The organism is Frateuria aurantia DSM 6220 (genome assembly GCF_000242255.2).
Taxonomy (GTDB): domain Bacteria; phylum Pseudomonadota; class Gammaproteobacteria; order Xanthomonadales; family Rhodanobacteraceae; genus Frateuria; species Frateuria aurantia.
In genome coordinates this window covers 1,005,216-1,027,533 of the sequence record NC_017033.1, presented here as the reverse complement: position 1 = coordinate 1,027,533, position 22,318 = coordinate 1,005,216, and the positions used below count along the sequence as shown (strand labels likewise).

The following is a 22,318-nucleotide window of genomic DNA, read 5'->3' as shown; positions in this document are numbered from 1 at the left end:
CAGGTCTTCAGTCGCGCATCATTTGACGTGGACGGTGATCTTCTTGGAGACCAGGGCCGGGCTGAAAGGCACGTGATTGGCGTCGGCCAGCTCCAGCTGCAAGGTATGGGTGCCCGGCGCCAGATGGATCTTGGCCTCGGTCTGGCCGCCACCGAAGTGCAGATGGGTGGCATCTTTCGGAATCGGCGTGCCGGCGGCGGGCAAGGTGGTCACGTCCACCAGCAGATGGTGGTGACCGGTATCGGGATGCTCGACACCGGCAGGCGCCACGCCCATGCCCTTCAGCCCGAAGCGCACGGTGAAGTCCTGGCCGACGACGGCACCGTCACGGGGCGATTCGATATAGACCTCGGCACCGGAAGGCGCCTTGGCGGAAGGCAGCGGGCCGGCCTGGGCCAGCGCCAGCGCCGGCAGCAGCGCGGCCTCCGCCACGGCCGCGATCAGCAGTTTGCGCATGACATGGGACATACATCTCTCCTCGCGTAATCGGTGGCTCGAGTGTAGGTCCGGGCGACGACCGAAACCAGCCGTCACATGCCAGTCATCACCATGCCATGCCCGCGCAATCTCATCTGGACAAGCTGCCGCTACAACCTCGGGGAAGCGCCATGCATATCAGCCTTGTCAGCGAGACCTATCCGCCGGAGATCAACGGCGTGTCCCTGACCGTTCAGGCCCTGGCCGCCGGACTGGTAGCGGCCGGACATCGGGTCGAGCTGGTACGGCCACGCCAGAAGATCGAAGCTGACGCCGCCGAGGCCGGCATGGAAGTACGACGGATGCGCGGCCTGCCACTGCCCCGCTATCCGGGCCTGCAACTGGGCCTGCCTTGCCGCCATCGACTGCAGCGGCAATGGCGAAAGGATCGGCCCGACGCAGTGTATGTCGCCACTGAAGGCCCGCTGGGCGGATCCGCGCTGACCGCTGCGCGTCGACTCGGCATCCCTGCCATCAGTGGCTTTCATACCCGTTTTGATACCTATGCAGGCCATTACGGCGTGGCCTGGCTGCGTCCCATGGTCGAGGCCTGGCTGCGCCGCTTTCATCTGCGCAGTCTCGCTACCTTGGTGCCGACCCAGGCCCTGGCCGCCGAAATCGCCGCCATCGGCATCGACAATGCCCGCCTGCTGCGCCGCGCGGTCGATACTCGACTGTTCTGTCCGGAAAAACGCGATCCGGCACTGCGCCGCGATTGGCAGGCCGACGAGGCCAGTGTCGTCGTGCTGTTCGTGGGCCGCATCGCACCGGAAAAGAATCTGGATCTGGCGATTCACAGCTGGCAGGCGATCCGCGCCGCATGCCCCGGCAGCCGCTGCGTGTGGGTGGGTGACGGCCCTGCGCGTGCCGAGCTGGAACGGGCGCATCCGGAGATCCATTTCACCGGCATGCTGCGCGGCGAGGCTCTGGCCCGTCACTACGCCAGTGCCGACGTGTTTCCCTTCCCCAGCATGAGCGAAACCTTTGGCAATGTGGTGCTGGAAGCACTGGCCTCCGGTCTTGGCGTCATCGCCTATGACCAGGCTGCGGCCCACGAGCATATGGTCGATGGCGAAAACGGGTCCTTGGTGTCATCCGGTGATGCCGGGCGCTTTGTCGAATCCTGCCTTGAACTGGCTACCGATCCGGCTCGGCGCCGGGCCTGCGGCCGACAGGCCCGGGCCAGTGTCGCCAACCTGGCCCCGCAGCGCGTGATTGCCGAATTCGCCGCCATTCTGGCCTCCGTCAGCCATGGAAACGATCATGTCATCCAGACTGCGCCCGCTTGAACTCATCGCCGCCCTGCCGCATCGCGACTGGGATCAACGCCTGTGCATCGGCGCAAACCGCTGGGGTGGCGGCCGCATGGCCGGCCCCTTGTTCGGCGCCGTCAGCCGGCTCGGCGACGGCCCCTTCTGGTATGTGCTGATGCTGGTCCTGGCCGCGTTCGGCGGTCGCCAAGGCCGCGTCACGGCGGTGGAAATGGCGGCCGGTGGCTGGATCGCCCTGCAATTGTATCGCGGCCTCAAGCGTTGGACCCGGCGACCGAGACCGTTCCGCGCCTGTCCCGGCGTGATCGCCCGGGTACCACCACTGGACGAGTTCAGCTTCCCATCCGGGCACACCTTGCATGCGGTCAGCTTCACGGTGATCGCGCTGGATGCCTTTCCGCTGCTGGCCTTGCTGCTGCTGCCCTTCACCCTGCTGATCGGCCTGTCCCGCGTCATCCTGGGCCTGCACTATCCCTCCGACGTATTGGCTGCCCTCGGTATCGGCCTGCTGCTGGGCACCACCACCCTGGGCCTGGCCCACTGGCTGAACCTCTGAGCCATCGACGGAAACGTCCTGCTTGAAAATTGATCAGCGCGTCAGGCAACATCAAGAAATCAATCACTTGAGTATCTTATCCACAGATTCATGCCGGTCCCATCCACACGCGCTGTGGAAAACTCGTCGGCTTTTCTGCGACCCACCGCTCGATCCTGATACCCAAACGCGATTTTTGCATGTCCTTGCAGGTCTGGCGGACATTTACGCAAAGTGTCATGCCATCATTTGATATCAATGACTTGCATATCTTTTCCACAGCCTGATGCCCGTCCCATCCACATACGCTGTGGACAAAAACGACGGCCCCCCCCACCAGGCCCAGGCCAGGACTTGCGCTGGTACCGACAGCGCGGCTTCCAGCTTGCGGAGTCTCACCAGGCCGTCCGCGTCCCGGGAACAGACATCAACGCCCGTTATGGAGCTGTCATGCATCGGCCGGGCTGGAAAAGTGCAGTCAGCGCGCCTGCCAATTTTTTCAGCAAGATGTCATCACGTCCTTTGGCGTCAATGACTTGAACAACTTGTCCACATCATTGATCACGGCTCATCCACATTTCCTGTGGAAAACCCGCACCGGGAAACGGACCTGATCGCCCCAAGGGCGAGACCTGGCCATGGTCAAATATTCAGCAATACGTCACCAACCTCATTGCCTTCAATGACTTGAGTGATTTGTCCACAGGCTGAGGAGACTACCGTCCACATCCGCTGTGGAAAACCCTTCCTTCCAGCCATGACTGCCAGCCCGTGCCCCCGCCGGGCGACAGAACACTAAGCGGCAGCGACCGCTCGTCGGCCGCTTGCCCAGGCTGTCACAACTGATCACATATTCGCCAATACGTCGTCATATCTATGATATTCAATAGCTTGAATAAGTTTTCCACAGGGTCGCCAAGCGTCCATCCACATTTGCTGTGGAAAACACGACCCGGTGCCATCCGGCCGATACCGCCCTCCGCACGCTTTCGTCCGGGCACGGGAACTGCCGATTTTGGGGCCGCTGCGTAGCGCGTTTTCTGCTTTCCGTCGCGGATGATCGGCGCAGAGGACAGGCTCCGTTCGCATCTGGACGGCCGTCAGTCAAGCGCCAGGGAACCGTCAGCTCACGAAATAAGCATCGCGTACTCATGGACATTGAAATCAATCACTTGATCACGTTGTCCACAGGCTTGTGCCATGTCCATCCACACTGCATGTGGATAAACAATGTTTTCGCTGCCATGGCGCGCCGACCACTCTCACGTCAGCTGCTGCGGTACAGATCTGGCCCTTTGCGGCAAGGCCTTGCGTCAGCTCCCATACCTGCGGCCATCGCCGTCCTTGCCGCTGCACCGCCGAGAACTGGCTACCTTTTCACCAATCCGTAAAAAACATATTCAAAAACAGATCAATAGAGCGCTTTTACACTGACTGAAACCAGCCTCATCCACATCGGCAGTGAAAAACACGGCAAAAGATCAGCCCAGCCGCGAATGGAGCCGCCCGCCCTGACTCACCCCGGCCCGGACAGAGAACCCTGCACCAGCCGGCATCAGGCGAGACCGACAAGAACCGGGCCGCGAAAAGAGGTGTCACAAGGCGACCTCCCCCTGGCCGACCCGCCGGTCTGCCGCCATCGGCAGTCAAGCCAAGCCGGCCAAGCTCCCGGCCCTGACAGGAACAACGCGCCGGGCATATGGCGGCAGACTGCGCAGTTCGACTGTGCAAATTCTGTTCAATGCGTCACCACATTGTTTATGATCAATGACTTGAATGACTTATCCACATGCTCCTCCACACAGAACCCACATCCGCTGTGGACAACCCTCGCCCTCACCTGAAGCAAGTCCCTGCAAAGAAACTGCAAAGGACGTGCCGCGGCCAGACCTCCCGCACCGCAGCAAAAGCTCTCCGGCCCAGGGTGCGATTCGCATCAGGCCTGCTCGAAGCGCCCCTGCTGCCATTCAGGCCTGGGCAGGCCACTTCGCGGCCGGCGGGCACAGGGCCTGCCGTGTCGCCGGATGGCGGCGCCGACCGGGCCGCCCTTGCAAGCGGGCCGTCCCCATCAGCGTGCAACAGACTTCACGCAAGACAGACAAAACTGAATCGAAAGCAACCTCTTGCAAGGCAAGGGTACTTGACCAGAATCCTCAAAGGCTCAATGATTTACACTGACTTTGTAATATCATTTTTAGCTTCAGGCAGACTTTGGGCATAAATCATGGACCGCAGACGTTTTCTTGGCTTCATCGGTTCCCTGAGCGTGCTGTCGCCGACCGCGGCTTTTGCCTCGCAACGCCTTGGCGCCGCTCGGGTCGGAGCCTATCGCATGCAGGACGCCGGTCAGTCCAGTCGCCTGTTGCTGGATCTCTACGGTGATGTCAGCTACCAGGTCTTCACCCTGTCCAACCCTTCACGCATCGTCATCGATTTCAAGGGTGTGCCCGGCCACCTGCCGCTGCAGCATCTGGACCTCAGCAATACGCCGCTGACATCCATCCGCAGCGGCCCTCGCGGCAGCGGGCTGCGCCTGGTGCTGACCACCCGCGAGCCGATCACGCCCCATGTCAGCCTGCAGCCCGGCCACAGCCTGGCGCCGCGCCAGCTGGCCATCGACCTGCCGCATGCCCCGATACTGGCGTCGGCCCGGCAGACCGCATCCGCCCAGCCCCACCAGGAGCCGGCCAGGCTGGTACATCAGGGCGGCCGACGGGCCGCGGTGATCGCGATCGACCCGGGTCATGGCGGCAAGGACCCCGGTGCCGTCAGCGCGACGTCGCACTACGAAAAATATGTGGCACTGAATATCGCCACCAAACTGCACAACCTGCTGGACAAGGATCCGGCCTTTCACCCGACACTGACCCGCGACGACGATCATTTCATTCCACTGTTCGAGCGGGTCACCATCGCCCATCAGCACAAGGCCGACATGTTCGTGTCGGTGCATGCCGATGCCGCGCCCAACCGCAGCGCCAATGGCGCCTCGGTCTATGCCTTGTCCCAGCATGGCGCCACGTCGGCGATGGCGCGCTTCATGGCACAGAGCGAGAATGATGCCGACAAGTACATGCTGGCCGGCAGCACCCTGCGCAATGCCGACCCCTCGATTTCCAAGCTGCTGGTCGACATGTCGATGAGCGCCACCATCGATACCAGTCTGAGTCTGGGCGAGATCATTCTGAACAATATGGGCCAGGTCACCCGCATCCACCAGCAACGGGTGGACCAGGCCGGTTTCGCGGTGCTGAAGTCACCGGATATCCCTTCGATCCTGGTCGAGAACGGCTTCATGAGCAATCCGGACGACTGCCGCCGGCTGATCACCGACCATCACCAGCAGGCCCTGGCCGAGTCACTGTATGCCAGCATCCGCAGCTTCTATCAGCACAATCCGATGCAGCTCGGCCCGGCCTGAACCTTTCCTGATGGATCTCCCCCACAAAAAAGCGGCCTTGCGGCCGCTTTTTTCATTTCATGCCTGTGATCCGGATCAGGCGACCTGAGGCTGCCGGGTCAGCATGCCCAGAGTCTGGGCCAGACTGTCACGCATCTGGCGGCGGTCGACGATCATGTCGATGGCGCCGTGGTCGATCAGGAACTCCGAGCGCTGGAAGCCTTCGGGCAAGGTCTCGCGCACGGTCTGCTCGATCACGCGCGGGCCGGCAAAACCGATCAAGGCCTTGGGCTCGCCGATGTTAAGATCACCCAGCATGCCCAGACTGGCCGATACGCCGCCGGTGCTGGGATGGGTGAGCACCGAGACATAAGGCACGCCGGCATCGCGCAGACGCGCCAGCACGGCCGAGGCCTTGGCCATCTGCATCAGCGAGTACAGACCTTCCTGCATCCGCATCCCGCCGCTGGCGGCAAAGCAGATAAAGGGAGCGCGCAAAGCCAGCGCCTGCTCGCCGGCACGGGCGAACTTCTCGCCGCCGACCGACCCCATCGAGCCGCCCATAAAGGAAAACTCGAAGGCCGCGGCCACGGTGGGACGTCCCTTCAGCAGGCCCTGCATGGACACCAGCGAATCCTTCTCGCCGGTCGCCTTCTGGGTCGCCACGATGCGATCCTTGTAACGCTTGGAGTCACGAAACTTCAGCGGGTCCAGCGGCTCCAGACCGGCATCCAGCTCGATGGTCGAGCCTTCATCGAACAAGGCCAGCAGGCGCTCGCGGGCGCCGATGCTGTGGTGGTGGCCGCACTTGGGGCAGACCATCAGGCTGCGCTTGAGTTCCGGCCCGTAAAGGACCTCGCCGCAGCCGGCACACTTTTCCCAGACCCCTTCCGGCACCTTGCCCCGGCCGACCTGCCCCGCCTGGGTGCGGGTCCGCGGGTTCATGATTTTCTGCAACCAGTTCATCGTGCTGTGCCTCTCGTTTCCTGGCCCCGCTGCCGTCCGGCCGTCAGCGGAAACCTGTCATGCGTCAACTGTCGTTGTCCAGCGCCTGCCGGATAGGGGCCAGAAAACGTCCGGCCCGCTCGATCAGATCATCTTTCCCGCCGGCCTCGGCCAAGGTCTCCACCAGGGCCGAACCGATCACGACCGCATCGGCAAAAGCCGCCACGGCACGGGCACTGTCGGCGTCGCGGATGCCGAAACCCACCGCCACCGGAACCTGCGACCGGCTCCGGATGCCAGTCACGCGATCAGCGATGTCGGCGGTACTCAGCCGCGCCGCGCCAGTGATGCCGGCGAATGAGACATAGTACAGGAAACCGCGAGCGGCTTCGCACAGCTGCGCCAGTCGGTCCGGGGCCGTGGTCGGTGCTGCCAGCAGGATCTGGTCCAGGCCGGCTTGGCGCAGGGGTTCCAGCACCGCCGATTCTTCCAGCGGGCAGTCCACCAGCAGCACGCCGTCAATGCCTGCCGCGCAGGCTTCCTCGGCAAAACGGGCGTAACCGTGGATCTCGATCGGGTTGAGGTAGCCCATCAGCACCACCGGCGTGACCGGATCATCGCGGCGGAATTCGGCGACCCAGGCAAGCACCTGGGCCAGACCGGTGCCGCGGGCGATGGCACGTTCGCTGGCGTGCTGGATCACCGGGCCATCGGCCATCGGGTCGGAAAACGGCAGCCCCAGCTCGATCAGGTCGGCACCTGCGGCCACCAGTGCGTGCATCAGCGGCACCATCGCCTCGGGCAGCGGATCGCCGGCGGTGACAAAGGGAATCAGGCCGGTGCGGCCAGCCGCCTTGAGTTCGGAAAAACGGCGTTCGATACGTGTCATGGATACGGCCCTGCAGTCGCTACGGGTCAGGGCCGGCCATGCCGACCCTGGCAGATTCAAAGCTGGATGCCCTCGCGGGCGGCAATGGTGTGGACATCCTTGTCACCGCGACCGGAGACATTGCACAGCACCAGCGCGTCGGGTGGCAGCTCGCGGGCCAGCTTGATAGCCTGGGCGACCGCATGGCTGGACTCCAGCGCCGCCAGAATACCTTCGGTGCGGGCCAGCAGATGGAAGGCCTCCAGCGCCTCGTCATCGGTGATGCCGACATATTCGGCACGGCCGGTATCCTTGAGGAAGGCATGCTCGGGACCGACCCCGGGATAGTCCAGCCCGGCCGAGACCGAGTGGGTCTCGATGATCTGGCCATCGTCATCGCACATCACGTACGTCCGGTTGCCGTGCAGCACGCCAGGACGACCGGCGCTCAGCGGTGCGGCATGCCGCCCGGTCTCGATGCCGTCGCCACCGGCTTCGGCACCGACCAGGCGCACGCCGGGGTCATCCAGAAAGGCATGAAAAATGCCGATGGCATTGGAACCGCCGCCGACACAGGCGGTGACGGCATCCGGCAGACGACCGTAATCGGCCAGCATCTGCGCCTTCGCCTCGCGGCCGACCACGGCATTGAAATCGCGGACCATTTTCGGATAGGGATGTGGACCGGCCACCGTGCCGATGATGTAGAAGGTGTCCTCGACCCGGGTCACCCAGTCACGCATGGCCTCGTTCAGCGCGTCCTTCAAGGTCTGCGACCCGGAGGTGACCGGTACCACTTCGGCGCCCAGCAGCTTCATGCGGTAGACATTGATCTTCTGCCGCTCGATGTCCACTGCCCCCATATAGACCACGCAGTCCAGCCCCAGACGAGCCGCGACGGTGGCACTGGCCACGCCGTGCTGGCCTGCACCGGTCTCGGCGATGATGCGCCGCTTGCCCATGTGGCGAGCGACCAGCGCCTGACCGACGGTATTGTTGATCTTGTGCGCGCCGGTGTGATTGAGATCCTCGCGCTTGAGCAGGATCTTCGCCCCGCCGACATGCTTCGACAGCCGCTCGGCGTGATAGATCGGGCTGGGCCGGCCCACGTAATACTTCAGGTCACGATCCAGTTCGGCCAGGAAGGCAGGATCCTGGCGCAGCCGCTCATAGGCTTCGGTCAACTCGGCCAGTGGCGCCATCAGGGTCTCGGCAACAAAGCTGCCGCCGAAATACTGGCCATCGGTCACGCCATAGCGGCCATGGGCATCGGGCCAGTTCTGATAGGAATCGATCACAGGTTTCATGCAGGGCTCCCGCCGCAAGATCATCAGCAGTGCCTACCCTAACCGCTGCCGACGCCGGCGAAAAGCGATAAGATCACGTCAACCTGTGAGAAAAAATCACTTGAATGCCTGCCGATCTGCCCTCTTTGAACGCCTTGCGTGCCTTTGTCGCCGCCGCCCGCTGGCAAAGCATGAGCCGGGCGGCAGAGACCTTGCATGTCACCCATGGTGCGGTCAGCCGGCAGGTGCGGCAGCTGGAGGCCGAGCTGGGCCAGCCCTTGTTCCAGCGGGTGGGCCGCGGCCTGATCCTGACCCCGGCCGGCGAACAACTGCATCGACGCGCGGCAGCGGCCTTCGATGAGCTGCGCGATGCCTGGCAGGCATTGGCCCGACCGCAGGCCGCCAGCGCCCTGGTTCTGGGTTGCCCGGCCAGCGTGCTGGCACGCTGGATGATTCCCCGGATGGAGCGACTGGCTGCCGATCTGCCCGGCCTGACCCTGCATCTGGCTCCGCAGGAAACCCCTCCGGACCCGCAACTGGGCGGTCTGGATGCGGCCCTGCTGCTGGCCGAGCCACCCTGGCCCACCGGCTGGCAGGTACGACCGCTGGCAACGGAGCGGATCGGCCCCGTCTTGAGCCCCCGCCACCCGCGCTATGCCCGGCTGCGGCAGGCTCCCGCCACCGTCCTGCTGGAGGAAGCCTTGCTGCATACCGCCTCGCGCCCGCAGGCCTGGCAGCGTTGGGCCGAAGCCTGCGACCTGCCCGTCGGCCGGCTGAGGCAAGGACAGGGCTTTGCCCATCTGTATTACCTGCTTGAGGCAGCCGTGGCCGGGCTGGGTGTGGCCATCGCCCCGGAGCCGCTGGTCAGCGATGATCTGGCGGCCGGACGTCTGGAAGCACCCTGGGGTTTTCTGCCGACCGCCGGCCAGTGGCTGCTGGCCACCCCGGCCCATCGCCACGATGCACGGATAGCGGCGCTGGCGACATGGATCCGGACGCAGCTGGGCGAGCCGCGGCCGCCTGCCGCACCAGACAGTCCCTGAACCGGAGCGATCAGCTGCCGTCCAGACCTTGGTCCCAGGCCTGCCTGGCCTCGTGATCGGCCTCGGCCACGGCAGCCACAAAGGCACGCATCTTGTGCAAATCCTTGATCCCCGGGGCCGACTCGATGCCGCTGGAAGCATCCACGCCCCAAGGCCGGGCCTGGCGTACGGCCAGACCGACATTGCCGGCGTGCAGGCCGCCGGCCAGTATCAGTGGCTGGAAGGTGGTCTGCGGCACCAGCGACCAGTCGAAGCCCTTCCCGCTGCCGCCGGGCTGGCCCAGGCCATGCCCGTCCAGCAGCAAGGCCCGCGCCCCGGGGTGGCACTGCATTTCCGGCAAGGCTGCCGCCCCCTCGCCCATCGCGATGGCTTTCAGCCAGGGGCGGCCGAAGCTCTGGCAGAAGGCCTCGGTTTCCCGGCCATGGAACTGCAGCAGATCCGGCGCCAATTGCGTGCTGATCTCTTGCACTTCAGCAGCGGAATTGTCCATAAACAAGGCCACCAGATCGACAAAGACCGGCAAGGCCTCGCGGATGGCCAGCGCCTGCTCGAGCGTGACGCGGCGCGGACTGCGCGCCGCAAAAATGACACCGATGGCATCCACGCCCAGCTCGGCGGCGGCCAGCGCATCTTCGAGGCGGGTCATGCCGCAGAACTTGATGCGGGTCCGGCTCATGTCCAGCTGACCTCGGACGGCAAGCCCCAATGCGCTTCGTAGCGAGGACCCAGAAAGGTCAGTCCAGCCGAGGGGGCCGTAGGCCCGGCGACATCGCGACGCCTTCCCTGCAGCAGCTCGCCGATCCATTCGATCGGCTGTTCGCCCCGGCCTACCGGCAACAGACTGCCGATGATATTGCGAACCATATGATGCAGAAAAGCATTGGCTTCGATATCCATGATCACTTCCTCGCCGGCCCGATGGACCCGCAGCGAAAAAATCTGGCGCCGGGCATGCGCCGCCTGGCAGGAAATGGCCCGGAACGCGGAAAAATCGTGCTCGCCGATCAAGGCCTGGCCGGCGGCATGCATGCGCTCGGCATCCAGCGCGCGCCGCTCCCAGGTTACATAGCGCGCAGCCAGCGCCGGCCGCACCTGACGGTTGAGGATACGGTAACGGTAGCGACGGCTGCGGGCGCCGAAACGGGCATGGAACGCCGGATCCACCGGCTGCGCCCACAGCACCGCCACGGTTGGCGGCAAGGCCGAGGTGGCGCCCAGCATCCAGCTGCGCGGGGCGCGTTCCACCTCGGTATCGAAATGCACCACCTGACAGGCCCCATGCACGCCGGCGTCGGTACGCCCCGCGCAAGTCACGTCCACCGGCTGACCGGCGACACGGCTCAGCGCCTGCTCCAGCGATCCTTGCACCGTTCTGCCGTGGCTCAGGCGCTGCCAGCCAAGGAAGTCGGTGCCGTCATATTCAATGCCTAGCGCGATGCGCATGATCCAACCTGTTGATGTGCGACCCGCCAGCTTAGCAGGCTGTTGCCGCTGACGCGTGCGGGCCCCGCGGGATCAAGTCCGCGTCAACCCGTCCAGCAGCTGCCTGGCCACGTCCTGCTGCATCTGGCTGCCTTCGGCCAGCACCTCTTCCAGCATGGCCCGCGCGCTGGCCGGCTCCTGCATGTCCAGATAGGCCCGGGCCAGATCCAGCTTGGTATCGACCGGATCCGCCCCTCTGTCCGCAGGCGCCGGATCGGCAGCCGACGGCGTGGGTGTGGGGGCGGCCACCTCCGCCTTTACCGGCGGCGGGGTGAAGACCGGCTCCACGGCAGGCTCAGGCCTGACGGCGGGTTCCTGGTCGGGTTCGACTGCAGACCCGGATGCCATCGCGGCGACGGCAGGCTCGGCCTCGACAGCCGGCGTGGACTGGATGGCGGCATAACTGGCGGCGACGGCTGCCGGTGCCGGTGCCGGTGCCGGCTTCGGTGCCGCCGACGCAAACAGCGGATGGGCGGGCAACAAATCCCGTCCCATCGCCTGCACCTCGAGCCAGTCGACATCATCCGGACGCACCAGTTGAGCGCGCATGTTTTCGGCCGTCGCCACGAAATGGGCGACGTCATGACGTGCGTAGTACAGGCTGGCCAGCTCGAAATGCAGACCGATATTGCCCGGCTCCTGCTGCAAGCGCTGATTGACACGGGCCAGTTCATGCTCGGTATCAGCGGCCGGCGCGACGGGAATCGGTGGCTCGGCGGCGGCGACCGTCGGCGGGACCACCGCCGCGGCCGCCACCGGATCCGGACCACGGCGGCGAGAGGCCGCCAGCCAGGCCAGCGCCGCCAGTACCGCGGCCGCCAGTCCACCCCATACCCAGCGGGGATCATGACTGGAGCCGGCTGCGGCAGGCCGGGACGAGGCCTCTGATGGCGGCGCGGCATGCGAGGCCGGCGAGGCGACTTGTGCGGCCTGCAACTGCTGCTGCAGCTGGGCGATCTGCTGGCTCTTCAGGCTGATCAGACGGTCACGTTCCTGCTGCATCACTTGCAGATCGTGAATCCGGGAGGCCAGCTCGGCCGCCTGTTGCTGGCTGGTGCGCAAGGCTTCCTGCGCCAGCGATCCCCGCTGGACGGCACTGGGCTGGCCTTTGCCGGCCAGCAGGGCCAACCGGTCGCCCGCTGCCGGCGGCCGGGGACTGGCCACCGGAGCCGGAGCGGCGGCGTTGGCCAGCTGGCTGGGTCGGCCCGGCCGACCGGCATGCCAGTCCAGATTCTGCTGGTGCACGGCCTGGAAGGCAGCTGCACGGCTGACAGCCTCGGCCTCGGCGCGGGTCGGCACCCGCAGGATGGCCCCCGCCTTCAGTGCGCTGATATTGCCGGCATAGAAGGCCTGTGGATTGGCCTGCTGGTAAGCCAGCATCATCTGGTCCAGCGAGATGCCGGAGGGACGATGTGCCTGCGCAATGGCCGAGAGCGTCTGCCCTGCCTGCACCAAGGTGTGTTGCGGCCGCGGATCCGACGTCGCACCGGAAGCCTTCGCAGCCGCCGCCTGCAGGATCGGCCGGGCAGCAGGCGTCAGCACGATGGGCAGTTCCTGCAGACGGCGACCATGCGGTCCCTGCAAGGCCAGCAGCACCTCCAGATCAGGGCGCGCCAGCGGCTGAGGACTGCTGATCTGCAATACCTGCCGGCCACCGCCGACATCGCGGAGGCTGAACTGCAAGGGCAGACTCGCCAGTCCGGCGTCCAGGCCGGCATGACTGAATTCCGCCGCCGAGGCCAGCCCGATCTGCACTCCGTCCAGTTCGCCGGGCTGTCGCAACCGCAACGGGACTTCGGCCTGCAGCGGCTGGCCCAGCCCGGAATGGATCCGGACCTGGCCGAACTCCATCGCCGAGACCGGCATGTACATCGTTGCGAGTCCGATCAGGACCGACCCCATCACTACTCGATTCATGCCCATCCTTATCAATGAAAATCCGGCCGGCTCGAACCGGCCGGCGCTGACCGTTCGCCATCGCAGCGACGAAGGGTCTGACCGCTCAATGGCTGCGAGCCGCCGCCGGTCGCGCCGCCTGCTCCAGAGCCGCCTTCAGCCGGGCGATCTGCCGGTCCTGCCGGCCCAGCATCTGCTGGCTCTGGCTGGCGCGGGCTTCGAGCCCTTGCAGCTCGTTGCTCAACTGCACCACGTTCTGCTGACTGTCGGCCAGTGCCTTCGCCTGGGCACGGGCTTCGGCGAGGGCCCCCGGCCGGTTCGCCCCGGCCCAGGCCGGCGCCATGACCAGCGCCAGCATCAGACCGACCGCGCTGGCCAACCAGTCACTACCATGCCGGGCTGAATTCACAGATAGTCCTCGACCAGCAGCTCGGCGATCTGCACGGCATTCAAGGCCGCGCCCTTGCGGATATTGTCCGCCACCACCCACAGATCCAGACCGCTGTCGTGGGAGATATCCTCGCGGATCCGCCCCACATAGACCGGGTCCTTGCCGGCGGCATCGCCGACCGCGGTGGGATAGCCACCGCTCTTGCGCTCGTCGATCACCACCACGCCCGGCGCCTGTTCCAGCAGGGCCCGTGCCTGCTCGGCGCTGATCCGGTCGCGGGTCTCGATATGCACGGCCTCGGAATGGCCGTAGAACACCGGTACGCGCACCGCGGTAGGGTTCACCGCGATACTGTCGTCTTCCAGGATCTTGCGGGTTTCCCACACCATCTTCATTTCTTCCTTGGTGTAGCCATTGTCCTGGAAGTCGTCGATATGCGGAATCACATTGAAGGCGATCTGCTTGGGAAACTTGCCCGGCTCCACTTCCTGGAAGTTCAGCAAGGCCGCGGTCTGCCTGGCCAGTTCGTCCAGACCGGACCGACCGGCACCGGATACCGACTGGTAGGTGGCCACATTGATGCGCTCGATGCCGACGGCCCGATGGATGGGCGCCAGCGCCACCAGCATGCCCATCGTCGAGCAGTTGGGATTGGCGATGATGCCACGGTTCTGATAGCCGGCAATCGCATGCGGATTGACCTCGCTGACCACCAGCGGAATGTCGTCGTCGTAGCGGAACTCGGAGGTGTTGTCGATCACCACGGCACCGGCGGCGGCGGCACGCGGGGCATGCTCGCGGCTGACGCTTCCGCCGGCCGAGAAAAAGGCGATGTCGACACCGTCGAAGTCATAGCTGGCCAGATCCTTGACCACGATGGACTCGCCGCCGAATTCGATCCGGCTGCCGGCGGAATGGGCACTGGCCAGCGGCACCAGCTCGCTGACCGGAAACTGGCGTTCGGCAAGGATCGACAGCAAGGTCTCCCCGACTGCGCCGGTGGCACCGACGATGGCGACCTTGTAGCTGCTCTTTGAACTCATGGTGTGTACTGTCCTGCGTAATGGGAGTGAACCGTCAGTCGGCGCGACGATGGCCCAGGGCTTCGGGATTGAGTGCGGTCGGCGGATGCCCGGCATGCTCGCCCAGCCCCAGGACCGCCTTCACATTCTCGATTGCCAGCAAGGCCATGGCACGACGGGTTTCGGCGCTGGCGCTGGCAATATGCGGGCTCAGCACCACGTTGTCGAATGCCAGCAGCTCGTCCCGCACCTTGGGCTCGCCTTCGAACACGTCCAGCGCGGCACCGGCCAGACGTTTGGCATGCAAGGCCTCGACCAGGGCCAGCTCGTCGACAATGCCGCCTCGGGCCACGTTGACCAGGATCGCCTCAGGCTTCATCAAGGCCAGCTCGGCACCGCCGATGGCATGATGCGACTCAGGGGTCAGGGGTACGATCAGGATCAGAAAATCCGAGGCGCGCATCAGTTCCTGCTTGTCCACATAGCGGGCGGCGACCTCCTGCTCCAGCTCGGGCTTCAGCCGTGAACGGTTGTGATAGACCACGTTCATGGAAAAACCGGCGGCGCGACGGGCGATGGCACGGCCGATACGGCCCATGCCCAGAATGCCCAGGGTCTTGCCATGGACATCCGGCCCCAGCCAGGCGGTAAAGGCCGAGCCCTTCCAGCCGCCACGGCGGACAAAGCGGTCAGACTCGGCAACCCGACGCGCCGCCGCCAGCATCAAGGCCCAGGCATAGTCGGCCACGCTTTCGTTGAGCACCTCAGGCGTGTTGCTGGCCACGATGCCGGCGGCGGTCAGGGCCGGAATATCCAGATTGTTGTAGCCCACCCCCAGATTGGCGATCACCTTCAGGCGGGTATTGCCAGCCACCTCGTCGGCACCGATCCGATCAGACAGGCCGACCATCGCGGCATCGACACCGGCCAGCTTCCGCTTCAATTCCTCGGGGCTGTAGGCGCGCTCTTCGGCGGCAGCATCGACGTCGGCCCATTCGCGGACCGGATCAATCCATTCGGGGAACAGCGCGCGGGATATCCAAAGCTTCGGCTTCTGACTCATGATGCTGACATATCTCCAATGACGACGGGGCGTGGACCCCGGGAGGGAAACGGTCCTGATACCGAGTTTAGCGCCACTGGGCCGATGGTGGCAGACATTCGACGGCCCCGGCCACGCAAATGTCTCCGCGCGGCGGGATGCCGACTACGCCCGGCTTTGCTACTTTCAGCTTCCCCGTCACCGGAACAGCCTGCATGCTCTTGTCCACGCACCGCCTTTCTCGTCTCCGCCCAGGCCTGTGGTCCTGCCTGTTCGCGGCCTTGGCCGGCCTCGCCCTGGACCCGGCCGCAGCCGCCGGGCTCTCGCCGCGCGAAACGATTCTGGCCCAGGCCCGGCCCGCGGAATGGCAGACACTGGATCCGCGACAGCTGCTGTATATGCAATTGCCTGCCGGCGAGGTCATCATCGCACTGGCACCTGCTGTCAGTCCCTTGCATGTGGCCAATATCCAGACCCTGGTCCACCAGCGTTATTTCGACGGTCTGGCCATCGTACGGGTGCAGGACAACTTCGTGGCCCAATGGGATGACCCGGAAGCCGATGACGGTGGCGATCCGCACAAGACCCATCCGCTGGGCGCGGCCAAGACCAGGATCGCCCCTGAATTTACCCGTGCCATCGCCGGCGATGATCACTGGACCTCCTTGCCCGATGGCGACCTGTTCGCGCCCACGGTCGGATTTCTGGACGGCTTTCCGGCGGCCCGGGATCCGCTGACCGGTCGTGAATGGCTGGTCCACTGCTATGGCATGGTCGGCGTGGGCCGTGATGTGGCACCGGATTCGGGCAATGGCAGCGCACTCTATGCCGTGATCGGCCAGCCACCTCGACGACTGGATCACAATCTGGCGGTGGTCGGGCGGGTGATTTCCGGCATCGAGTACCTGTCCTCCCTGCCCCGCGGTACAGGACCGATGGGCTTCTACCCCCAGGCCGGCCAGCGTACGCCGATCCGCTCGATCCGCCTGGGCAGCGAGCTGCCGGCGGCGCAACAGGGCATCTGGCAGCAACTGCGCACCGACAGCCCCAGCTTCGCCCGGCTGCTGGACGATCAGCGATATCACCGCAGTGACTTCTATCCGCAGCCGCCAGGTCGGGTCGAACTCTGCGGTGCCGAGCTGCCGGTCCGTCATCTGCAGCTGCACGCCACGTCCGTCACCGAACCGTCATCCCCCTGATCCGGCGCATGCGGCATGATGGAGCCGGATTCAGGTTCCAGTGCGGCCCTGTCCTTCATGATCCAAGGTCGGGACTTCGCCCCCCAGGCAGCACCGAGGCAAGTGAATGATCAATACCGATACCACGCAATTCCTCAAGGCCTGGCTGCGCAATCCTCGCGCCATCGGCGCGGTTGCACCATCGGGACCCGCCCTGGCTCGACTGATGACGCAGGCCATCCATCCCGAGCGTGATCCGGTGTTGGAGTTGGGACCGGGCACCGGGGTTTTTACCCAGGCTTTGCTGAAACGTGGCGTGCCGCAGGCCCGCCTGGCCTTGGTGGAGGCCGATCCGCAGATGGCCGACCGTCTGGAAAGCCGCTTTCCCGGCGTACGGGTCTATCAGCGCGATGCCGCCCGGCTGGAAACCCTGCCCAGTCCCTTCGGCCGCGAGCGTGCGGGCGCCGTGGTCAGCGGACTGCCGATGCTGTCGATGCCCGGCAACCAGGTCAAGGCGATTCTGGCCTCCGCCTTTCAGCACCACCTGCGCGAGGATGGCGTGCTCTACCAGTTCACCTACGGTCCGCGCTGCCCGGTGCCGCGTACCATCCTGCAGGCCTGCGGACTGGAAGCGATCCGGATCGGCCGGGCACTGCTGAACCTGCCGCCGGCCACGGTCTACCAGATCCGCCGCACCGCCTCTCCCGCCGTCTGAGGCAGGCGCGGCCCGGTCCCGCTCCGGACGACTCAGCGATAGCCGGCGGCCTGCAGCTCGAACAGCTCGGCATAATGTCCGCCGCAGCTCATCAGCTCATCATGGCTGCCCGATTCCAGCACCTTGCCACGCTGCAGCACGATGATCCGGTCCGCGATCCGCACCGTGGAGAAGCGGTGCGAGATGATCACGGCCGAACGCCCCTGGGTCAGTGCCTTGAAGCGCTGGAAGACCTCGGCCTCGGCGCGCGCGTCCAGCGCCGAGGTCGGCTCGTCAAGAATCAGCAACTGGGCCTGCCGGATATAGGCACGCGCGATGGCGATTTTCTGCCACTGCCCGCCGGACAGCTCGACCCCCTCGCGAAACAGCTTGCCCAGCATCTGCTCGTAGCCGCCCTCAAGCCCTTCAATCACCGCGTCGGCCAGACCTTGCTGTGCGGCGAGCTGTATCTTGGCCCGATCATCGCGATCCTGGATCCGGCCGACGGCGATATTGTCGGCTGCCGTGAAGTGGTAACGCATGTAGTCCTGGAAGATGATCCCGATGTGAGCCCGCAGATCGTCCAGGTCATAGTCGGCCAGATCGTGTCCGTCCAGCAGGATCCGGCCTTCTTCCGGGACGTACAGCCGGGCCAGCAGCTTGACCAGGGTGGTCTTGCCCGCGCCGTTCTCGCCGACCAGAGCGATCACCTCGCCGGCACCGATCTGCAGATCCAGATCGCGCAGCGCCCATTGACTGGAGCCGGGATAGCGCAGTCCGACCCGCTCGAAACGGAAGCCCTCGCGGATCGGCTGCGGAAACGGCCGCGGCTGCGTTGGCGAGATGATCTTTGGCTGCAGCTCGAAGAACGAGAACAGGTCCTTCAGATACAAGGCCTGGCCGGCCACCTGCGAGAAGGCGGTCAGCTGGGCCTGCATCAGGCTCTGCAGCCGATGGAAGGATGCCGCCAGAAAACTCAGGTCGCCCAGACCCAGATGACCGTGCAAGGTACGCCACACGATCCAGGCATAGGCGAGGTAATAGCCCAGCGTACCCAGGGTGGCGTAGATCATCCGCCAGCCGGTACGCCGCCAGGCCAGTTCGCGGTTGAGCCGGAACTTTTCACCGGCCAGACGCCGGTAGCGCTCGATCAGAAAAGGATTCAGACCGAAGCTCTTGATCTCTTTGGCCGCCTGACCGCTGGCTCCCAGCATCCGAACATAGTCCAGTTCGCGCTGCTGCGGCGTCCATTCGAAGTCGTTCTGGTAGGCCAGCGCTCCGAAATGCAATTCCCCGGCCAAGGTCGGCAGCAAGGATACCGCGATCAGCACCAGCAGCCAGGGCGAGTACACCGCCACACCCACCGCGAAGCTGAGCATGGTGATGGCGTTCTGCAGCTGACCGGCCAAGGTCGACAGCAGATTGCTGCGCCCGGCAACCTGACGGCGGGCACGATCCAGACGATCCTGGATGCCGGCATCCTCGAAGTCGGCCAGATCCAGGCGCGCGGCATGTTGCATCAGACGCAGACTGGTACGGTCGTTGTAGCGGTCCACCAGCAGACCGTCGACCAGGCTGATCGAACGACTCAACCATTCCATGGCCAGGGCCAGGGCCAGCTCGGTCAGCAGCAGAGCGCCGATATGGCCGGGCAGCATCCAGCCGTGGACGGCAGGAACCGCCGCACCGCTGCGCAACCAGGCTACCACTGCATCGATGATCAGCTTGCCCACCGCCAGCACGGCCACCGGAGCCAGTGCCACCAGCAGGCGCAGCAGGATTTCCAGCACGGTCAGCCAGGGACTGGTCTGCCACAGGCTGACCAGATAGCGAGGCACCAGCTGCAAGGCGCGGAACCGGTCGCGCCAACCCAGCTGCGGTCTGGCCGGTGGTCGCCGCCCACCCAGACCGCTCACCTCGACACCGCCCGGCGGCAGCGGCTGCAGGCTCCGTGAGCGCGCATCGACATCAGATCCGCGGAGCCTTGTCACGCTGGCTGTAGATCACCCCGCCCAGGATCAGGGCTCCGGCACAGATCATCTGCACGGTGATCGCCTCGTCCAGCCACAACCAGGCCCAGATCACCGCGAAGACCGGCACCAGATAGGTGCAGGTGACGGCCCGGGCCGGACCGATGCGCCTGATCAGACGGAAATAGAAGGCATAGGCCAAGCCAGTGCAGACCACGCCAAGTCCGATCGCCGCGCCCCAGGCCGAAGCTGGCGGTACCACGGCCGGCAGATGCAGCAGGGCCGGAACCAGCATCATCAGCGCCGCCAGCCACAGCGAGATCGCTGCAAGCATCACTGGCGGCAGCTGGGCCAGATGATGCTTGATGATATTGGCGGAAAATCCATAACAGCAGGCCGCACTGGTGCCGGCCAGCGCCGCCAGCATGATGCCGCTGCCTGCGGTACGGTGGCTCATCAGCACCACCACGCCGACAAAACCGGCGACCAGGGCGATCACCCGACGGCGGCTGATCCGGTCCTGGTAAAGCAGGAACCCGATCAGAGCAGTAAACAGTACGGCCAGGCTGTTGGTGATGGCACCGATGCCGGCCGGAGCCCGTTCGGCACCCCAGGCAAACAGAAAGAACGGCAGTGCCGAACTCAGCAGGGCAGCCAGCAGCAGGAACGGCCACTGCTCTCGCCGCACATGACGGTGCGCGCGATACAGGAAGGGCGTCAGCACCAGGGCGCCGAACAGCAGCCGCAGCTCGACCAGCACGCTGGCGCCGAAGGGGCCGGCGCCAATACGCATGAACAGAAAGGAGCCGCCCCACACGGCACCGAGCAGCAGCAATTCCAGACTGGTCAGCCAGGAACGGGCACTGGTCGACTCGGCCAGTGGCGATACGGACGCGGATGATGTCATCGAAACCCCTGACAAAAGCAAGCCATCTTGCCGGGATCATAACGTGAACGCCAGATGCCTGCCTGTGGATCAGAGACTGCCTTCGGCTTGTATTGCGATATATTTTCGATATATCGTAATTTCACCACTTGAATCGGTCTGCCCTTGCATGTCTCCCCGCGCTCCCCGACGCCTGCTCACCTCCCCGCCGGATGCTCTGCCGGCCGCACGGCTGCAGGTCACCGCTGATCCGGACCACGATCCAGCTCGCGTGCGCCACCGGCAACGGATCATGGGCCATGGTGATTTTCGCCTGATCCTGCTGGCCCTGATCGCGGAAGCGCCGCGGCATGGCTACGAGCTGATCCAGTCGATTTCGGAGGCTTTCCATGGCCACTACAGCCCCAGCCCGGGCTCGATCTATCCGCTCCTGGCGCAATGGGAACAGAGCGGGCATACCTGCATCGACCCGAACAGCCGGGGCCGCAAACGCTACGAGATCACGCCTCTGGGGAGCCGCCTGTTGCAGGACGAGAGCGAGGCGGTAAGCGCCGCCTTCGAGCGGCTGCGGCACAGCGCCCGGCAGACCCTCAAGCAGGCTCTGCCCGAAGATATCCGCAAGGCCATGCATGCCCTCAAGCATGCGCTGATGATGCATGGCAGCGACTGGGCCGCCGAAGAGATCGCCGACAGCGCGGCCGCCATCCATCAGGCCGCGCAGGCCATCGCCGGACGCAGTCGCCATGCCTGAGCTGCCGCCACAGGATCCGCTGACCACGCTGGAAGCATGGAAGCGCTGCTGCCGCGGCCATGGGCTCGGTCCTACCGCGCCCAGAGTCGCCATCCTGACCGCGATGCTGGAACTGGAGCGCGCCACCGACGCGGTGATCATCCTGCAGCGGGCCCGCCTGCATTGCCCCAGCACCAGCCTGGACACGACTTATCGTTTTCTGCGCGCCCTGCACCGGCTCGGTCTGATCGAGGCCACCGTGCAACGACGCACGCACTGGCGCCTGCGCGCCCTGGAACCCCTCCCGGCAAGCCCGACGCCAGCCGCCCCACCGAACAGGAATGCCCCATGACCACGCCTGAATTTCGCATGATCCGTCACCCACTGGCCAAGCGGACCTTGCAGGTTGCCCGCGTCAGCCGAATCAGCCCGCATATGCAGCGGGTGGTATTGCACGGCCCCGAGCTCGCCGGCTTCCACAGTCCGGCTCCGGACGACCACATCAAACTGTTTTTCCCCAACAGCCAAGGACATCTGGTGCTGCCCGAAATAGGTGAACATGGGGCGGTCTGGCCGGAAGGTCTGGAGCCCTCACCGGCCCGCGATTACACACCGCGGGCCTTTGATCCGCAGGCATTGGAGTTGACCATCGACTTCGTCCTGCATGGGGATGGTCCGGCCACCCGCTGGGCCGCGCAGGCCCGACCGGGCGCTCTGCTGACCATTGCCGGTCCGCGTGGATCGGCCATCCTGGAAGGCAGCGCACCGAAAGGCCTGCTGCTGGCCGGCGACGAGACCGCACTGCCGGCGATCGGCCGCTGGCTTGAGGAAGCACCTGCCAATGCGCAGATCCAGGTCTTCGTGGAAATTCCCGAGGCAGCCGATCGCCAGACGCTGAAAACCGGCCCAGACATCCGCATCCAATGGCTGCCTCGCAACCAGGATTTGCCCGGCCAGCCGCTGCGTGCAGCCATCGCCCGGCATGAGGTCCGGACCGATCAACAGGTCTGCTGGATCGCCTGCGATTCGGACACGACGCGCCAGATCCGGATTGAGCTGGAAGCACGTGGCGTGCCGCGCGCCATGATCAAGGCCAAGGGCTATTGGAAGCGCGAAGGCGATGCCTGAACCGCAACGCTCCGGACCGCGGCGAATGCCGGTCCGGGGGTGTCTTTCGATCACGGCTCGCTTATCCTGATATC

Annotated in this window: 21 protein-coding genes; 9 read left to right on the top strand and 12 right to left on the bottom strand. The window is 65.2% G+C overall.

All coding sequences use genetic code 11. From position 1 onward, the window contains the following. Nucleotides 1-18 precede the first annotated feature (18 nt). Nucleotides 19-468 carry a DUF4399 domain-containing protein gene (locus FRAAU_RS04565; protein WP_014402398.1) on the bottom strand — a complete coding sequence of 150 codons (450 nt, stop codon included), beginning with the start codon at nt 466-468 and terminating at the stop codon, nt 19-21. Between the two features lie 140 nt (nt 469-608). Here FRAAU_RS04565 and FRAAU_RS04560 point away from each other — a divergent pair, with 140 nt between their 5' ends. From FRAAU_RS04560 to FRAAU_RS04550, 3 genes are all read left to right on the top strand, one after another. Continuing rightward, on the top strand, nt 609-1,766 hold the full coding sequence (locus FRAAU_RS04560) for a glycosyltransferase family 4 protein (protein ID WP_014402397.1): 1,158 nt from the start codon (nt 609-611) through the stop codon (nt 1,764-1,766). Then, nucleotides 1,741-2,304 (top strand): phosphatase PAP2 family protein, encoded by a 564-nt coding sequence (locus tag FRAAU_RS04555; RefSeq protein WP_014402396.1) that lies wholly within the window; start codon nt 1,741-1,743, stop codon nt 2,302-2,304. Before FRAAU_RS04560 ends, FRAAU_RS04555 begins: the two co-directional genes overlap by 26 nt. A 2,203-nt stretch (nt 2,305-4,507) precedes the next feature. Continuing rightward, nucleotides 4,508-5,704: an N-acetylmuramoyl-L-alanine amidase gene (locus FRAAU_RS04550; protein WP_014402395.1), complete on the top strand. Its 1,197-nt coding sequence runs from the start codon at nt 4,508-4,510 to the stop codon at nt 5,702-5,704. A gap of 75 nt (nt 5,705-5,779) precedes the next feature. Here FRAAU_RS04550 and accD read toward each other — a convergent pair whose 3' ends face one another. The 3 genes from accD to trpB form a co-directional block, all read right to left on the bottom strand. After that, entirely contained in the window at nt 5,780-6,649 is an 870-nt protein-coding gene (gene accD, locus FRAAU_RS04545) for an acetyl-CoA carboxylase, carboxyltransferase subunit beta (RefSeq protein ID WP_014402394.1), read from the bottom strand. A 64-nt stretch (nt 6,650-6,713) separates the two neighbouring features. Then, a complete protein-coding gene (trpA, locus tag FRAAU_RS04540; protein ID WP_014402393.1) occupies nt 6,714-7,517 on the bottom strand; it encodes a tryptophan synthase subunit alpha in 804 nt (267 codons plus the stop codon). A 56-nt stretch (nt 7,518-7,573) separates the two neighbouring features. Beyond that, nucleotides 7,574-8,803: a tryptophan synthase subunit beta gene (trpB, locus tag FRAAU_RS04535; protein WP_014402392.1), complete on the bottom strand. Its 1,230-nt coding sequence runs from the start codon at nt 8,801-8,803 to the stop codon at nt 7,574-7,576. 104 nt (nt 8,804-8,907) lie between these two features. On the opposite strand from trpB, the gene FRAAU_RS04530 reads away from it, so the two are divergent. Continuing rightward, entirely contained in the window at nt 8,908-9,825 is a 918-nt protein-coding gene (locus tag FRAAU_RS04530) for a LysR family transcriptional regulator (RefSeq protein ID WP_014402391.1), read from the top strand. Between the two features lie 10 nt (nt 9,826-9,835). On the opposite strand, the gene FRAAU_RS04525 is transcribed toward FRAAU_RS04530, so the two are convergent. From FRAAU_RS04525 to FRAAU_RS04500, 6 genes are all read right to left on the bottom strand, one after another. Further along, a complete protein-coding gene (locus tag FRAAU_RS04525) occupies nt 9,836-10,501 on the bottom strand; it encodes a phosphoribosylanthranilate isomerase (RefSeq protein WP_014402390.1) in 666 nt (221 codons plus the stop codon). Beyond that, nucleotides 10,498-11,268, bottom strand: coding sequence for a tRNA pseudouridine(38-40) synthase TruA (gene truA / locus FRAAU_RS04520; protein ID WP_014402389.1), 771 nt, complete (start codon nt 11,266-11,268; stop codon nt 10,498-10,500). Before truA ends, FRAAU_RS04525 begins: the two co-directional genes overlap by 4 nt. A gap of 72 nt (nt 11,269-11,340) precedes the next feature. Further along, the gene (locus FRAAU_RS17810; protein ID WP_014402388.1) at nt 11,341-13,224 is read right to left on the bottom strand and encodes a motility hub landmark protein FimV; all 1,884 of its coding nucleotides are present in this window, start codon (nt 13,222-13,224) and stop codon (nt 11,341-11,343) included. An 85-nt stretch (nt 13,225-13,309) separates the two neighbouring features. Further along, complete coding sequence (locus FRAAU_RS04510; protein ID WP_014402387.1) at nt 13,310-13,612, bottom strand: hypothetical protein; 303 nt, start codon at nt 13,610-13,612, stop codon at nt 13,310-13,312. Further along, nucleotides 13,609-14,637, bottom strand: coding sequence for an aspartate-semialdehyde dehydrogenase (locus FRAAU_RS04505; RefSeq protein ID WP_014402386.1), 1,029 nt, complete (start codon nt 14,635-14,637; stop codon nt 13,609-13,611). Before FRAAU_RS04505 ends, FRAAU_RS04510 begins: the two co-directional genes overlap by 4 nt. Nucleotides 14,638-14,671: 34 nt before the next feature. Next, entirely contained in the window at nt 14,672-15,679 is a 1,008-nt protein-coding gene (locus FRAAU_RS04500) for a 2-hydroxyacid dehydrogenase (protein WP_014402385.1), read from the bottom strand. A 194-nt stretch (nt 15,680-15,873) separates the two neighbouring features. Here FRAAU_RS04500 and FRAAU_RS04495 point away from each other — a divergent pair, with 194 nt between their 5' ends. Further along, nucleotides 15,874-16,857, top strand: a complete 984-nt coding sequence (locus FRAAU_RS04495) for a peptidylprolyl isomerase (RefSeq protein WP_014402384.1) — start codon at nt 15,874-15,876, stop codon at nt 16,855-16,857. Between the two features lie 106 nt (nt 16,858-16,963). Then, nucleotides 16,964-17,551 carry a class I SAM-dependent methyltransferase gene (locus tag FRAAU_RS04490; protein WP_014402383.1) on the top strand — a complete coding sequence of 196 codons (588 nt, stop codon included), beginning with the start codon at nt 16,964-16,966 and terminating at the stop codon, nt 17,549-17,551. Nucleotides 17,552-17,583: 32 nt separating this feature from the next. Here FRAAU_RS04490 and FRAAU_RS04485 read toward each other — a convergent pair whose 3' ends face one another. Beyond that, on the bottom strand, nt 17,584-19,446 hold the full coding sequence (locus FRAAU_RS04485) for an ABC transporter ATP-binding protein (protein WP_014402382.1): 1,863 nt from the start codon (nt 19,444-19,446) through the stop codon (nt 17,584-17,586). A 52-nt stretch (nt 19,447-19,498) separates the two neighbouring features. Then, nucleotides 19,499-20,407 (bottom strand): DMT family transporter, encoded by a 909-nt coding sequence (locus FRAAU_RS04480; protein ID WP_014402381.1) that lies wholly within the window; start codon nt 20,405-20,407, stop codon nt 19,499-19,501. 148 nt (nt 20,408-20,555) lie between these two features. Here FRAAU_RS04480 and FRAAU_RS04475 point away from each other — a divergent pair, with 148 nt between their 5' ends. From FRAAU_RS04475 to FRAAU_RS04465, 3 genes are read left to right on the top strand one after another with little or no spacing between them, the layout of a single operon-like run. After that, on the top strand, nt 20,556-21,137 hold the full coding sequence (locus tag FRAAU_RS04475; RefSeq protein ID WP_014402380.1) for a PadR family transcriptional regulator: 582 nt from the start codon (nt 20,556-20,558) through the stop codon (nt 21,135-21,137). Then, nucleotides 21,130-21,468, top strand: coding sequence for a helix-turn-helix domain-containing protein (locus FRAAU_RS04470; protein ID WP_014402379.1), 339 nt, complete (start codon nt 21,130-21,132; stop codon nt 21,466-21,468). The genes FRAAU_RS04475 and FRAAU_RS04470 overlap by 8 nt, the downstream gene beginning before the upstream one ends. Then, nucleotides 21,465-22,244 carry a siderophore-interacting protein gene (locus FRAAU_RS04465; RefSeq protein WP_014402378.1) on the top strand — a complete coding sequence of 260 codons (780 nt, stop codon included), beginning with the start codon at nt 21,465-21,467 and terminating at the stop codon, nt 22,242-22,244. Before FRAAU_RS04470 ends, FRAAU_RS04465 begins: the two co-directional genes overlap by 4 nt. Nucleotides 22,245-22,318: the final 74 nt, after the last annotated feature.

What these genes read in the sequence shown, in the direction of transcription:
- FRAAU_RS04565 (WP_014402398.1), bottom strand. Translation starts at nt 468, where the DNA reads ATGTCCCATGTCATGCGCAAACTGCTGATCGCGGCCGTGGCGGAGGCC.
- FRAAU_RS04490 (WP_014402383.1), top strand. Translation starts at nt 16,964, where the DNA reads ATGATCAATACCGATACCACGCAATTCCTCAAGGCCTGGCTGCGCAAT.
- trpB (WP_014402392.1), bottom strand. Translation starts at nt 8,803, where the DNA reads ATGAAACCTGTGATCGATTCCTATCAGAACTGGCCCGATGCCCATGGC.
- FRAAU_RS04555 (WP_014402396.1), top strand. Translation starts at nt 1,741, where the DNA reads ATGTCATCCAGACTGCGCCCGCTTGAACTCATCGCCGCCCTGCCGCAT.
- accD (WP_014402394.1), bottom strand. Translation starts at nt 6,649, where the DNA reads ATGAACTGGTTGCAGAAAATCATGAACCCGCGGACCCGCACCCAGGCG.
- FRAAU_RS04465 (WP_014402378.1), top strand. Translation starts at nt 21,465, where the DNA reads ATGACCACGCCTGAATTTCGCATGATCCGTCACCCACTGGCCAAGCGG.
- FRAAU_RS04480 (WP_014402381.1), bottom strand. Translation starts at nt 20,407, where the DNA reads ATGACATCATCCGCGTCCGTATCGCCACTGGCCGAGTCGACCAGTGCC.
- FRAAU_RS04470 (WP_014402379.1), top strand. Translation starts at nt 21,130, where the DNA reads ATGCCTGAGCTGCCGCCACAGGATCCGCTGACCACGCTGGAAGCATGG.
- trpA (WP_014402393.1), bottom strand. Translation starts at nt 7,517, where the DNA reads ATGACACGTATCGAACGCCGTTTTTCCGAACTCAAGGCGGCTGGCCGC.
- FRAAU_RS04560 (WP_014402397.1), top strand. Translation starts at nt 609, where the DNA reads ATGCATATCAGCCTTGTCAGCGAGACCTATCCGCCGGAGATCAACGGC.
- FRAAU_RS04475 (WP_014402380.1), top strand. Translation starts at nt 20,556, where the DNA reads ATGTCTCCCCGCGCTCCCCGACGCCTGCTCACCTCCCCGCCGGATGCT.
- FRAAU_RS04505 (WP_014402386.1), bottom strand. Translation starts at nt 14,637, where the DNA reads ATGAGTTCAAAGAGCAGCTACAAGGTCGCCATCGTCGGTGCCACCGGC.
- FRAAU_RS04525 (WP_014402390.1), bottom strand. Translation starts at nt 10,501, where the DNA reads ATGAGCCGGACCCGCATCAAGTTCTGCGGCATGACCCGCCTCGAAGAT.
- FRAAU_RS04550 (WP_014402395.1), top strand. Translation starts at nt 4,508, where the DNA reads ATGGACCGCAGACGTTTTCTTGGCTTCATCGGTTCCCTGAGCGTGCTG.
- truA (WP_014402389.1), bottom strand. Translation starts at nt 11,268, where the DNA reads ATGCGCATCGCGCTAGGCATTGAATATGACGGCACCGACTTCCTTGGC.
- FRAAU_RS04530 (WP_014402391.1), top strand. Translation starts at nt 8,908, where the DNA reads ATGCCTGCCGATCTGCCCTCTTTGAACGCCTTGCGTGCCTTTGTCGCC.
- FRAAU_RS17810 (WP_014402388.1), bottom strand. Translation starts at nt 13,224, where the DNA reads ATGAATCGAGTAGTGATGGGGTCGGTCCTGATCGGACTCGCAACGATG.
- FRAAU_RS04500 (WP_014402385.1), bottom strand. Translation starts at nt 15,679, where the DNA reads ATGAGTCAGAAGCCGAAGCTTTGGATATCCCGCGCGCTGTTCCCCGAA.
- FRAAU_RS04495 (WP_014402384.1), top strand. Translation starts at nt 15,874, where the DNA reads ATGCTCTTGTCCACGCACCGCCTTTCTCGTCTCCGCCCAGGCCTGTGG.